The sequence below is a fragment of the Phaeobacter cretensis genome, assembly GCF_047372505.1.
GTDB lineage: Bacteria > Pseudomonadota > Alphaproteobacteria > Rhodobacterales > Rhodobacteraceae > Phaeobacter > Phaeobacter cretensis.
Genome location: NZ_JBKBEU010000001.1, coordinates 1,684,282 through 1,698,030 on the forward strand (window position 1 = coordinate 1,684,282; position 13,749 = coordinate 1,698,030).

The window sequence follows — 13,749 nt, forward strand, 5'->3', positions numbered from 1 at the left end:
GTCAGGCTTAACCTCGCGTCTCGTCACACGCCTCCTTGGGATTCACGACCCTTCGTCTTCCGCTGCATCTGTAGAAATCTTGATGTCTCATAAAGTTCCGCGCTTTTGCATAGCTTCGGGAAAATATATATGTTGATCATGTCCTCTTCAGTGCTCCCATATTTTCCTCTCAAGCGTGGACGCGTACATGAGGTTTACGGACCAGGTAGCTTTGGCTTTTTTGCAGCATTGATGGGCCAGACCAGCGGCACCACTCTTTGGATACGAGAAAACTATCGCCTGGAATGCATCAATCCTCAGGGATTAAGCGAGTTTACAAACCCCTCTCAACTGTTAATCGCAAATGTAAGACATCAGACCGACGGGCTCGCCAGCGCTGAAGAAGCTCTGCGCGAGAAAGCAGTGACGTTGGTTATGGTCGACATCAGTAAGCCGCTAAGCTTAACCGCAGGACGACGATTACAGCTTGCCGCGAAGGCCGGGAATAGCACCGGCCTGTGTGTGATTCCTGAAGGCATGGGGAGTCACGCTGCCGAAACACGATGGTACTGCCATCCCGTTTTTCAATCGCAAGACTCGACTCAACAACGCTGGAGTCTTATTAAGAACAAATCAGGAACACTTGGATCTTGGCATGTTCGATGGAATCACGCGTCGCGTCGTATCGATATGGTTTCCCCGGTTAGCCAGTGACCGGTTTCTCCGGCAGCATCCGCTGTCCGGTCCTTTTGCGCTCACAATCAATCATAGCAATGCAAATCGGCTCTATTGCCTCAACATCGAAGCCATGCGGCAGGGCTTACATCAAGATATGGCGCACTCAGATGCGCGTGCTTTTTGCCCAGATCTACAGACAAAAACGGCGGATATTTATCAGGATCACCAATTCCTGCTGACTCTGCGCCACTGGGCTACCCGGTATTGCCCATGGGTTGGTTTAGAAGGCCGAGACGGTTTGATACTTGATATCAGCGGCTCCTCTCATCTTTTTGGAGGAGAGGAAAGTATGCTCGCCGACATGCGCGCTGGTTTGATGCGTGCAGGTCTTTCTGTGCAGTTTGGTGTGGCAGATACACGCGGAGCCGCCTGGGCTTTGGCGCATTACGGCGAAGGGCTGGCTTCTCCCGGAAATATGCTGTCTCATCTTCAAAATCTTCCTGCCACCGCGCTTCGATTAGACGGAAAAACAACGACGGCTTTAGCCAGATTGGGCCTACGCACAATCGGTGACCTAGCTGCAACCCCTCGCGCCCCGCTTACCCGTCGTTTTGGGCCGCGCATCTTATTAAGGCTTGATCAGGCTTTGGGGAGACAACGAGAAGAAATCACCCCCTTAGCCGACCCGCCTCACTATAGGGTCCGCATAACGCTGCCAGACCCTATCGGCCTTATTCACGATGTGATGGCCGGTACAGAAAGGTTGCTGACGCAGCTTTGTGCCAAACTGAAAGCACACGAGAGAGGCGCACGTGTCTTTGTATTAACACTGCGACGCGTAGATCAGGATCAACAAGAGGTAGAGTTACGTCTCGCCCGCCCCTTAAGCGACCCTCTCCGCATTCTCCCCTTGTTTGAAAAAGGGTTGGCGGAAATCGACGCGGGCTTTGGCATCGATCAGCTTCACCTTGAATCGACACAGACGGAAGCACTGCCAACACAACAAATCACCCACGTTGAAACTAAAACCGATGACCAATTAGACGATCTTATCACCCGGATCGGGACACGGATCGGTCTCGAAAATATTCAGCGGTTTCAACCCGCCGACAGCCATATTCCGGAGCGAAGTTTTATCGTTGCACCCGCGGCCTATACAACGGCAGCCAGCGGTTGGGTCTCTAAAAACCCTCGACCACTCTGCTTGTTCCCTCCCGAACCAATTGCGGGCATCGGCTCCCATCCACCAGAGCGTTTTCGCTGGCGACGCATTTCCCTGACCATAGGTCGTGCCACCGGCCCTGAACGCATCACCCCTGAGTGGTGGCTGGAAGATGACAATTGGTTATCTGGCCTACGTGATTACTGGCAGGTGGAAACCACACAAGGGCGACGGCTCTGGCTGTTTTACACACCTCAAAAACCCGGTTGGTTCGTGCAGGGGGAATTCGCATGACGGAGCTCAAACAAACCCACCATCCTGTAGAGGAAGGTCAACAAAACCCGTGGTCAACGCGCATTGAAAGGCAAGATTACGCGGAACTTTGTGTCACCTCAAACTTCACTTTTTTGACCGGGGCGTCGCATCCAGAAGAGCTTGTTGTGCGTGCTGCAGAATTGGGCCTGTCAGCAATTGCCATCACTGATCACAACTCGCTTGCGGGGGTCGTCCGCGCATGGACTGCAATGAAAGAGCTAAGGCGTGGCATACAAGACACGTTGAAAATTCGGTCTCAGCACCGGATTGATTCTTCGTCCCGGCAAGAGGTTGGGCAGGCATGTGCTCTTGCCAAACCGCCAACAACGTCTCTCCCTAAGCTTATTGTTGGGAGCCGCCTCGTCCTGCAAGATAGTCCAGTTGATTGGATCGCACTTCCGTGCAATCGAATGGCCTATAAGGGGTTAGCGCGCTTACTGACCGTGGGGAAACGGCGCGCCGAAAAAGGCCAATGTATCCTTTATATTGAGGATATGATCACTGCCTGCAAAGATATGATACTGATCGCTCTACCAAAAGGCCAATTGAGCGAAGTCGCCTTAGACATTCAGAAAATGGGAAGACAGTTCCCGAACCATGTCTTTCTGGGGGCCGCTCCGCGCTATGATGGTAGTGATCAAGCTTACCTGACATCCTGTGCAAAGTTGGCGCAAAGAACATGTACCCCGATGGTCGCTGTCGGAGACGTACTGCTGCACCACGCCAAACGCAGAAAACTCGCCGACGTGCTGACCTGCATGCGCGAGAATATCAAGATAGACGAGATCGGCACCCGGGCTCTACCCAATGGAGAACGCCGCCTAAAAGCAGGTGCGGATATGGCACGGGTCTTTAGGAACCATCCAGCCGCAGTGCAGCGCACAATCGAGATTGCAAGCAGATGTAATTTCGACCTGGGCGAACTGTCCTACGAATACCCACATGAGGACACCGCAGGCGAGACATCTCAGGAGCGTTTGGAGCGACTTGTAAAGGAAGGCCTGAAGCATCGTTACCCTGATGGTCCACCAGATAGGGAAACTCAACTGATGGAAAAAGAGCTAGCAGTGGTCAAAGAGCTGGAATTTTCAGCCTATTTTCTGACCGTGCATGACATTGTGCAATTCGCCAAGTCCGAAGGCATCCTTTGCCAGGGTCGCGGATCTGCGGCCAATTCCATCCTTTGCTATCTCTTAGGCATCACGGACGTCCGTCCCGATACAATTTCAATGATCTTTGAACGCTTTGTATCAAAACACCGAGGCGAGCCGCCGGATATTGACGTGGATTTCGAACATGAACGGCGCGAAGAGGTGATTCAATGGATTTACGGGAAGTATGGCCGCCATCGCGCCGGGCTATGCGCGACGGTAATCCACTTTCGCACACGCGCTGCCATCCGAGAGGTTGGTAAGGTCATGGGGCTTAGTCAAGATGTGACTGCAGGTTTGTCCGGGCAGATTTGGGGCATGAGCAACGGCAGTGTCGATCTGGATCACATACGCGAACTGGGGCTCAATCCTGGGGACCGTCGTCTGATGCAGACGCTTCAACTGATCGGGGAGATCATCGGCTTTCCCCGCCATCTTTCGCAACACGTAGGCGGTTTTGTCATCACCCGTGGGCGGTTGGATGAACTTGCCCCGATTGAGAATGCAGCAATGGAAGATCGCACCGTTATCTGTTGGGACAAGAGTGATATTGATGCCTTGTGCATTCTCAAAGTCGATGTGCTGGCATTGGGCATGCTCACCTGCATTCAAAAGGCATTTTCTTTGATGCAACAACACGAGAATATAACACATAAAATCGCTACTGTTCCTCAAGAGGATAAAGCGACCTACGATATGCTCTGTGCGGCAGATGCAGTGGGAGTATTTCAGGTTGAAAGCCGAGCACAGATGAATTTCCTGCCTCGGATGCGGCCACGAGAATTCTACGATCTGGTTATTGAAGTCGCCATCGTACGGCCTGGTCCCATTCAAGGTGATATGGTTAAACCCTATATTCGTCGCCGCAACGGTTTAGAAAACCCAGAACCATTTGGACCTAAATTGGAACAGGTAACCAGGCGCACCCTAGGGGTTCCTCTGTTTCAAGAACAAGCTTTGCAAATCGCTGTTGTTGGCGCGGGATTTTCAGCAGAAGAAGCCGACCATCTGCGCCGTTCACTCGCCTCGTTTCGGCGTATGGGTACGATTGGAAAATATCGCCATAAATTCATCGCCGGCATGTTAAAGAATGGATACAGCCTGGAAATTGCCGAACGGTGTTTTGGGCAAATAGAAGGTTTCGCCGACTACGGGTTCCCAGAAAGCCATGCAGCGGCTTTTGCCATGCTAGCTTATGTTTCAGCTTGGCTTAAATGTCACCACCCAGCCATTTTTGCCTGCGCATTACTCAACTCTCAACCCATGGGCTTTTACGCCCCGGCGCAGATTGTCAGAGATGTGCGCGATCATGGCACTGAGGTCCGCCCAATCTGCGTAAACCATTCCGAGTGGAACAACTCTCTTGAGCGCCGCCCTGATGGTGTATTGGCTCTGCGCCTCGGCTTTCGTCAAATCAAAGGTTTCAGAGAAGACGATGCAGACCGGATTATTGATGCGCGCGGCAATGGTTACATGGATCCCGAAAACCTCTGGCTACGCGCGGGGCTTGCACCCCCTGTACTGGAGCGCTTGGCGGAGGCCGATGCCTTCTCAACAATGGGAGTGCCCCGCAGGCAAGCACTCTGGCAAGTGAGGGCGATCCGAACATCTACACAGCTTCCGCTATTTAATGACCAACTAGATGGAGAGGTGATCAACGAACAGGACGTGGTCCTACCGAATATGCATCTTGGAGAAGAGGTCGTTGAAGACTATGTTTCCATGCGCCTGAGCTTGCGGGCCCACCCAATGGAACTATTACGCCCGACCCTAGCAGGCCTGACCTGTAACAACCGTCTGACAGAAATTCCTATCCAGCATGTCTCCGTATGCGGGCTAGTTATCACCCGACAGCGCCCGGGGACTGCTTCTGGAGTGATATTCCTTACCCTTGAGGATGAAACTGGCGTTTGCAATGTCGTGGTCTGGAAGAAGATATATAAACGCTTTCGCCGCATTGTCATGGGCGGTCGATTACTGCGTGTCACGGGATATCTTCAACGGGAAGGCGCTGTCGTTCACATCATCGCACAGAATATCGAAGATAAATCTTCTCAACTGTCAGAGCTTGGACACCCTTTGGACGAAGCGATTGAATCTGAAGGGACCCGTGCTGACGACACCCCGAAACGCTCCCGTTATCCAGCCCGTGCGATGCATCCAAGAGACCAAGCAAAACGTCTCTTTCCAAGCCGAGACTTTCATTAGGCCCGAGACAACTTCAGCCGTATCCTATCTAAAAACGCACTGCTCTCTCCAATGTTTCTCAGCAGGCTCATCTCACCATCACGATTGTTAAAGATAATTCTGATCAGGATACGTCGAGCATCTGCTCTATTTTTCCCTCGAGCGCTAAAAACAAGGCATCAAAAGGTGAGAAACAAGTCAGTTTGAATGGCGATGCGATATAGGCAAAATATGGCGTAACACCTTGCCCCATCTACCTTAATCGTTCCATTCTTTGAAAATACGAACGACAGGAACACATTTATTCTGGTTGATAAAGAAGGGTTATATATGGGAACTCATCATTCTGTCTCTTTGCAACTCATCTCGGAGAGCAAGCTCAATACCTAAATCCAAAATATGAGGGTTACGGCGAGATCGAATGCTTACAGAAATACTTAGGGACATCAGTCATAGCGAGTAGCGACGCCCCGCCAGCCTTCCCGCTACCCAGCCTTATCGCCTATTTGTGAAACCAGCTCAGCCAATCCTTGATCCAGCGGAACCGCTGGAACCCATCCGGGCAAAGGTGCCCCACCCGAAAATGGCTCCATAACCTCTTCTGCTTTGTAAGAATGCGCTCCCCAACGCAAATCAGTTTCCCCGCCAGCAATATATTCAAGTTTCCTAGCAAGATCACGCAGGCTAAATCTGGTACCAGAAATAGCAAAAAATTCTTGGTGCCCGGTCTTGGATTCAGATGATAGCAGATGAGTAGCGGCCTGGATAATAGCCTCAACAACATCATCAATGTGGATGAGATCCAACTTCTGCAACCCTTCTGAAAGCTCTAGTGTTTGCCCATTGACAATGGCCTTTGCCAGAGAGGGCAACAATCTCGGGCGCGGATCTCCGGCTCCGTAGATCAAGGAAGGTTTGATTGAGATTGCACGAGTAGGAACCGCATGCGTGTAGTAATTCAGCAGTTCAGCCACAGCACGCTTGCTCGCGGCATAAAGACTTGTCGGCGCAACCGTTCCGCTACTGTCGTGCTCTAAATAGGTGCCAAGATTGACGATGCGAAGCTCACCAAGCTGCCGTCCGGCCTCCAACAGTGCTACAGCCAGTTGGATATTACTTTGCAGCATCGCATCTATATCACTCGGACCGTGTGTGGTTTGAACCAAGCCAGCGCAGTGGATCATCACATCTGGGCGGAAACCACAGACCGTTTCGACAATGTCAGTCGCTCTGTCTGTTATTTCAAGACGTTCAGCTTCTGGGAATAGTACCGTACTCCGGTTCTTTCTTATCAAACAGCCAATGATGGCGTCGATACGACGCAAGCGTTCCAGAACTTTACCGCCCAAGAACCCTGTGGCCCCTGTAAGCAGAACCCTCTTTCCCTCAAGCTCATTCATTGCATCAGACTTTGAGTATATCGGATTATCTGACCAGACACCATTTCTGCCCGCTGTTCTGGGCGGCGGCAACTGTACCAGTCTGCTGTGAAATCGAGCATGTCTTGCAGAGACAGTGCCGGTTTCCATCCAAGCAAAGCGCGGGCCGCAGTGCTGTCCAAAGCCAAGAGTTGTGCTTCATGCGGCCCTTTATCCGTGACTTCCTGCCAAGAGAACTTACCATGCAATCTAGCTGCAAGGTGTTCTGCTAATTCGCCGACCGAGAGGGTTTCTTCGTTCACGGGACCAAAGTTCCATCCCTTTGAGAAGAATGACGGATCCGATGCGCCTTTGCGAGCCAACGTCAAATATCCTTGAAGCGGTTCGAGGACATGCTGCCAAGGACGCACAGCTCTTGGGTTTCTTATTTGCAGAGGGGTACCAGCCAGCATCGACCGCATGGCATCTGGGATTAAGCGGTCTTCGCTCCAATCTCCTCCACCGATCACGTTCCCTGCCCGGGCGCTGTTGATGGATACGCCATGCTCTCCAGCGCGTTCGGCAGGAAAATAGGAAGCTCTAAATGCGGCTGTTACCAGCTCTGTGCAACCCTTGCTGTTTGAGTAGGGATCATGGCCGCCCATTGGATCGGTTTCGCGGTACGCCCATATCTGCTCGCGATTTTCATAGCATTTGTCACTGCTAACAACGACAATGCTCCGCAGGCCAGCTACTGAACGGCAGGCATTTAACAGATTCGCTGTTCCCATGACGTTTGTAGCATAGGTCTCGACCGGGTTTTGATATGACGCACGGACCAGAGGCTGTGCTGCGAGGTGCAGGACAATTTCAGGATTGAATGCCAGCAGAGCTTCTTTGAGAGCTTCCTCATTCCGAATGTCCCCGACAATATGATCTAGCCTGGCGTTCAGATCCAGTTCTTCGAACAAAGATCTAAAACCGTCAGGTACCTGGACACTGTCGGGCGCTAAAGCAAACCCGCGGACCTCCGCACCCAGCATCAGAAGCCAATGGGCAAGCCAACTTCCCTTAAACCCAGTGTGCCCTGTCAGAAATACTCTGCGCCCGTTCCAAAACGCTTCTGGTGTCTCCCAGCTCATTGCAGCGGGTTCCTTCAATGCAAACTAAGCGATGGGCGGATCAGCTTGCTGTTGGCCGCCGCATTCACAGGATGCTGATCCCAAGTCTTCCAAGGGGCCCGGCCTTCATTCCAAAGTTTCTCCAGGTTATTCTTGTCTCTTAGGGTGTCCATGGGCTGCCAGAAGCCATCATGTTGAAAAGCTGCCATCTGCCCCTGCGAAACAAGTCGCCGCATGGGGTTTTCCTCCCACATGTCGGCGTCACCATCGATCACATCCAAAGCTTCTGCTTCGAGCACAAAGAAGCCGCCGTTGATCCGTCCACCTTCCCCTTTCGGTTTCTCAACAAATCCGGCGACCCGAGTATTGTCTAAGTCAAGCAGCCCGAACCTGCCTGGAGGCGCAACCGCTGTGACTGTCGACTTAAGCCCATGGGAGTGATGGAAGGACACCAACTCCTTGATGTTGATATTCCCAACACCGTCGCCGTAGGTCATGCAAAACGTGCCGTCGATCAAATGGGAAATTTTCTTCAGACGACCACCAGTCATAGTCTGCTCGCCAGTGTCAATCAGGCTGATGCGCCAGGGCTCAGCCGTAGCGCGGTGAACTTCGACTGTGCCGGATGACATATCAAAGGTCACGTCGGAGGTTTGCAGAGCGTAATTGGCAAAAAACTCCTTGATGACGTATCCTTTGTAGCCAAGGCAGATCACAAAATCCGTGATCCCGAAGGACGTGTAGATTTTCATGATGTGCCACAGGATCGGTCGACCGCCGATTTCGATCATTGGCTTTGGTTTCAGGTTGGTTTCTTCTGAAAGACGGGTGCCCAGCCCACCCGCAAGGATGACAGCTTTCATTTTGAGGCAACCTTTGCTGCTTGAAGTTGATCTTTTGTGACGTTTGCGAGCGTATCCACCATATAGTCCAAGTGGGCGCTGGACAGGCCTGGCCAGACACCAATCCAGAATGCATCCGCCATGACCTTGTCCGTGACATCTAAAGGGCCACTCACGCGATAGTTTGCCCGCGCGAATGCAGGCTGACGGATCAGATTGCCAGCAAATAGCATCCGCGTGCCGACCTTGTGATCTTCCAGCGCGGCAGTCACGTCGCGCCGGACCAGCGGAACTCCGTCCCGAATAGTCAATAGAAACCCAAACCAGGAGGGATTCGTGCCTGGAGTCGCCTGAGGCAAATGATAATATTCATCTAGGCCGGCCTTTTTCATCCGCTTGGTCAAACCTGAAAAATTATCCCGCCTTGTTTCAACGAAGTTGTCCAATTTTCCAAGCTGGCTCAGCCCAATGGCGGCCTGCATGTCAGAAACTTTCAGATTGTATCCGATATGGCTGTAAATGTACTTGTGGTCGTAACCCTCCGGTAGATCGCCCAGTTTCCAATCAAATCGCTTACCGCAGGTATTGTCCTTCCCGGGAGCGCAATAGCAATCCCGCCCCCAGTCCCGGAAGCTTTCGCAAATACGGGCCAAACGGATGCTGTTCATTAGAATAGCTCCGCCTTCGCCCATCGTGATGTGGTGTGCGGGATAAAAGCTAAGCGTCGCCAGATCTCCGAAGGTGCCGACCCCCTTTTCGGTGCCGTCCGGCATCTGAACAGTAGCGCCAAAAGCGTCGCAGCAATCTTCGATCAGATACAGATTATGAGCCTTGCAAAGTTCGGCTATACGGATGACATCGAACGGGTTGCCAAGACTGTGCGCGATCACGATAGCACGCGTTTTAGGGGTGATCGCCGCCTCCACCAGGTCGACGTTCACATTATGCGTCTCCAGGTCGACATCTACAAAAACGGGAAGGCAACCGTTTTGGATGATCGGCGTCACAGTTGTCGGAAAGCCGGCAGCAACGGTAATGACCTCCGATCCAGGCTCGATCCGTTCTGATCCAAGCTTCCAAGAGGTCAGCGTTGAAAAGGCTAGCAAGTTCGCAGCCGAGCCCGACACCGTGAGTTTGGAGAGTTTTGTGCCGAATTTGGCTGCCAGACGATCTTCGAAGCTGTCCGCATAACGGCCCGCTGTCAGCCACATGTCCAAGCCGGCGTCTATCAGGTTGGCACAGTCTTCTCCATCCAGAACTTTGCCCGACGGTGGAATGTAAGTCTCGCCGGGTAAGAATTCCGGCTGTGGCTGGGCCTCAAAATAGGCCTTTGCGTCTGCGACGATTTGTTCACGGGATCTAGGCTTCACATTCATCGACCTTCTGGCTGACGCGGCACCAATTAGACAGATTTTCTCTTTACGTTGCTGCGTGCGGACTTCGGTCCGCAGTGTTGGTATGCAGTAACTTGTAGTCCGGATTTGGTTAATATAGGCTTTCGGTTCAGGCCAAATGTAGACTTAAAGTTCACTATGTTTGAGGTTTCTAACTAAGCCTGTTCAATGCAGGCCAGCACCTCTGCTTCAGTCGGCAGGGGGGCAGAAATTATATTCCTCAACCAGGCAGCTTGTCCGAGGTAGGCGTGCATAAAGCCTGTATGCGCAATCTCAAAGCCCTGCGGGCTTAACAGCTGCTTGGATGCGATAAGGTACTGGAGCAAGCCGTGGAAGACGTTCGCCGTGCTCTCCCAGGCACCGTCTTTTTCTACTTCCGCCGAAAAATAGTTTAAAGGATAGTCAAAAAAAGAGGCCTCTCCGCTTTCAAGAGCGCACATGAAGGGAACCGCATAAAGATGCAATGTGCCCCTGAACGCAGGCAACTTGTCTAGCAGGCCTGCAATGTGGCTGGATTTGTAGAGTAGCCCTACATGTCTGGGCGGCCCCCACAGGAACCTTTCACGGAGTTTTTCCGGGTTATTGCTGAGGTCGGGTAGGTGGTAGGCGGCAGGCGAAAGCGTGTATTGCATTTCCGTGCATTCGGCGCTGTCTGTTTTGTATTCGAAGTGGTTGAAGTGAACTGCTGCCCGGTCTTGCCTTGCGGCCACTTCCAGAAGATCCAGCGCATTGACCGGCCCACAGGCAAATAGGTCGTCATCACTGCAGCTGAACACAAAATCAAAATAGCCAGCATGATCCTGATAATAATGGAACAGGTTGTCGTCGAACCCCGTTCCCTTGTTCAGTATGTAACGGTCACAAAGCGACTTGATGATCTCACAGGCAGGGTTAGCTTGGTCAGAATCCGTTACGAAAACGGTGTATTCAGCTTGTCCCTTGTACGCCTCGCGCAACTTCGCCAACTGAGACAACAAGCGCACGATTTGAACATTGCGTCTATATGTCGGAATAACGATACATATCTTCATGGCGATTCCTTCCGCACACTTGCGCGTATTCTGCTCCTTCCACACACTTGCGCGTATTCTGCACTCTCTCACTTACAGAATAGTAAATAGATAGCCGAGCGAACGTCCATCCATCAACTGGTCCCAAAAGGTATTTGCCTAACTACCTTTTGAAATCGAGTAGAGATGGATGCTGGGTTGAATTCAAAACGGACCAAGAAAATATCATGGCACTACACAAACGCGGAATGATCGGACATGCATAGTCAAAATCAGAGAACTTACTGCTAGGCTCGAGACTCATTGATTTACAGCCAGAATAGGACCGTTGCAGCGAGAGCGATGGCCGAGAGGAATACCTTTGGGCATCTGTCATATCGAGTGGCGACGCGCCGCCAATCCTTCAGGCGTCCGAACATGATCTCAATGCGGTTGCGTCGTTTGTAGCGGCGCTTGTCGTATCGGACAGGCTTGTCGCGTGACTTTCGACCTGGGACAGGACTTTATTCCCCTGTCATTAAGGGCTTCGCGGAACCAATCTGCGTCATAGCCTCGATCTCCCAGCAGCCAGTCAGCCGGTGGCAGACTGTTCACCAGAGCCCTGGCGCCCGTGTAATCGCTCACCTGCCCAGCGGAAATGAAGAAGCGGATGGGGCGTCCCAGACTGTCAGTAACGGCGTGCAGTTTCGTATTCATGCCACCCTTGGTGCGCCATATCAGCCTGCGACGCCCCCTTTTTCAACCGCAGACTGGAAGCCGTGCGGTGCGCTTTGAGGTACTTGCGCAGGCTCACTCGAACGCATGGCGTTCGCCTGCTCACATCGATCATGATGGTTTTATGAGCGGTTCCCTCTGCAGCCAGCCCGTTCATGATCCGAGCGAACACACCCATATCGCTCCATCGTTTCCAGCGATTATACAGCGTCTTTGGCGGCCCATATTCACGCGGCGCATCGGACCAACGTAACCCATTGCGGTTGATGAAAATAATCCCGCTCAGCACGCGTCGATCATCACCCCTCGGCTTACCATGGCTCTTTGGAAAGTAAGGCTGAAGTCGCGCCATCTGCACATCCGTCAGCCAGAATAGATTGCTCATGTTATACCCCTGAAACTCAAGGGCATGAATCACGCAGGCGGGATGACGGCAACCAAATTAATAGGTCCAGAACCTAATGACGCCGAGAGAATATTCGACCCGATTTCCATAGTACAAGCGCGCTTTCGCTGCGGCCAGGTTGGACAAACGACACGCGGGACAAACCGAACTTTGGTGCAACGGCTTGGAATGTCCGGATTTCCAAAGTCGACTCGCAAATTCTGACGTCTGAATGTCACACTTCACGCGTATCACTCATGCTGGAAATCGGAGTTGAGTATGAACTACATCGACTTATTGCTTAAATCCGGGCGCTTGCTTCTAGCGGTGCCGATGTTCGGACTTGCGACAGGCGCGCTGTTTCCGATTGTAGCTTTGAGGCTGCAGGATTTAGGAAGCGCTCCGGCATTCATCGGTCTGGTCACTACCGTCTATTACTGCGGGTCATTCCTCGCCGCTTTGACGTTTGGTATCGTGCTGAGCCGGATCGGCTATCGCGCAGGATTTGCCGTCAGTGCCCTCGTGGCCGCAGGCGCGACCTACGCTTTGACGTTGACTGAAAGCCAGACCGCCTGGCTGCTTCTGCGGTTTGCAGGCGGGTTTTCCTTGGGCGCTTACTATGTCGTTGTAGACGGGTGGTTTCAGGCGCTCGCTGATCGCCGGTCACGCGGAAAGGTGTTTGCGACCTACGAGACAGTCAGATTGGCAGCGACGGCACTCGGCCCCTTTCTACTGGTTCTGGGGTCTGTCAACGGTAGTCTAGTGATTGTGGGGGTCGCCTATATCGCGTCGATTTTGCCAGCGCTTCTCACAAAAGAACCCCATGAAACGACCGGCAAATCCTATCGGTTTACAGGCTTGGTCGAAATGGCCCGCTGTTTTTCTGCTCCTATTTTGGTGGCCCTCTGCGGTGGGATCGCAAACGCCAGTTTCTATGGGCTGAGCGCGCTCTATGCGACGGGCATAGGACTTTCGGTTGAAAGTATCGCCTTCTTCGTGGCGTTCGTATTGGTCGCACCGGCGATCAGCGAAATCCCTCTGGGAGCGCTTGCGGACCGGTTTACGAGAATGGGTGTGGCAGCCCTCTGTGCCTTGGCCGCAGTTGGAGCCTGCCTGGTTTTGATCATGGTTCAGACCCCACCACTTTGGCTTGCGTGCATCGGCGGGGCCGTCGTGGGTGCGTCCATGGTACCGATGTACGCCTTTGGTCTAAGTCGTATCGTTGACGCCAGCAGTGACAGCGCGCATGTCGAAGCCACGAGTACAGGTCTGATCGCCTACAATGCGGGCGCGTTCATTGGGCCGGTATTTGCTGGCTCGGCAATGGCGGTTTTTGGCCCGGTTGGATTGTACGTTTTTCTAGCTCTTGTCGCCACGACGGCAGCGCTCGCAGCACTTGCCGACGTTGCATTCGCAAGGTGCTGTCCGGAAAGCGCTGCGACCTAAAGCTGAC

The 13,749-nt window shown here is 52.7% G+C and carries 9 protein-coding genes and 1 pseudogene; 4 read left to right on the forward strand and 6 right to left on the reverse strand.

Features of this window, described 5'->3' with window-relative positions; all coding sequences use genetic code 11:
• The first annotated feature begins 129 nt into the window (after positions 1-129).
• From ACEWZM_RS08185 to ACEWZM_RS08195, 3 genes are read left to right on the forward strand one after another with little or no spacing between them, the layout of a single operon-like run.
• On the forward strand, positions 130-693 hold the full coding sequence (locus ACEWZM_RS08185) for an ImuA family protein (protein ID WP_414005967.1): 564 nt from the start codon (positions 130-132) through the stop codon (positions 691-693).
• Positions 635-2,113, forward strand: coding sequence for a Y-family DNA polymerase (locus ACEWZM_RS08190; protein ID WP_414005968.1), 1,479 nt, complete (start codon positions 635-637; stop codon positions 2,111-2,113). The genes ACEWZM_RS08185 and ACEWZM_RS08190 overlap by 59 nt, the downstream gene beginning before the upstream one ends.
• Complete coding sequence (locus ACEWZM_RS08195; RefSeq protein WP_414005969.1) at positions 2,110-5,493, forward strand: error-prone DNA polymerase; 3,384 nt, start codon at positions 2,110-2,112, stop codon at positions 5,491-5,493. Before ACEWZM_RS08190 ends, ACEWZM_RS08195 begins: the two co-directional genes overlap by 4 nt.
• A gap of 464 nt (positions 5,494-5,957) precedes the next feature.
• Here ACEWZM_RS08195 and ACEWZM_RS08200 read toward each other — a convergent pair whose 3' ends face one another.
• From ACEWZM_RS08200 to ACEWZM_RS08225, 6 genes and pseudogenes are all read right to left on the reverse strand, one after another.
• Entirely contained in the window at positions 5,958-6,872 is a 915-nt protein-coding gene (locus tag ACEWZM_RS08200; RefSeq protein ID WP_414005970.1) for an NAD-dependent epimerase/dehydratase family protein, read from the reverse strand.
• Positions 6,869-7,972 carry a CDP-glucose 4,6-dehydratase gene (gene rfbG, locus ACEWZM_RS08205; protein ID WP_414005971.1) on the reverse strand — a complete coding sequence of 368 codons (1,104 nt, stop codon included), beginning with the start codon at positions 7,970-7,972 and terminating at the stop codon, positions 6,869-6,871. The genes ACEWZM_RS08200 and rfbG overlap by 4 nt, the downstream gene beginning before the upstream one ends.
• Before the next feature lie 14 nt (positions 7,973-7,986).
• A complete protein-coding gene (gene rfbF / locus ACEWZM_RS08210; protein WP_414005972.1) occupies positions 7,987-8,814 on the reverse strand; it encodes a glucose-1-phosphate cytidylyltransferase in 828 nt (275 codons plus the stop codon).
• Entirely contained in the window at positions 8,811-10,169 is a 1,359-nt protein-coding gene (gene rfbH, locus ACEWZM_RS08215) for a lipopolysaccharide biosynthesis protein RfbH (RefSeq protein ID WP_414005973.1), read from the reverse strand. The genes rfbF and rfbH overlap by 4 nt, the downstream gene beginning before the upstream one ends.
• A gap of 173 nt (positions 10,170-10,342) precedes the next feature.
• Entirely contained in the window at positions 10,343-11,218 is an 876-nt protein-coding gene (locus ACEWZM_RS08220) for a hypothetical protein (protein ID WP_414005974.1), read from the reverse strand.
• Positions 11,219-11,505: 287 nt separating this feature from the next.
• Positions 11,506-12,296: pseudogene (locus tag ACEWZM_RS08225) on the reverse strand (IS5 family transposase).
• A 279-nt stretch (positions 12,297-12,575) separates the two neighbouring features.
• Between ACEWZM_RS08225 and ACEWZM_RS08230 the strand changes: the two are divergent.
• A complete protein-coding gene (locus ACEWZM_RS08230) occupies positions 12,576-13,742 on the forward strand; it encodes an MFS transporter (protein ID WP_414005975.1) in 1,167 nt (388 codons plus the stop codon).
• Positions 13,743-13,749 lie beyond the last annotated feature (7 nt).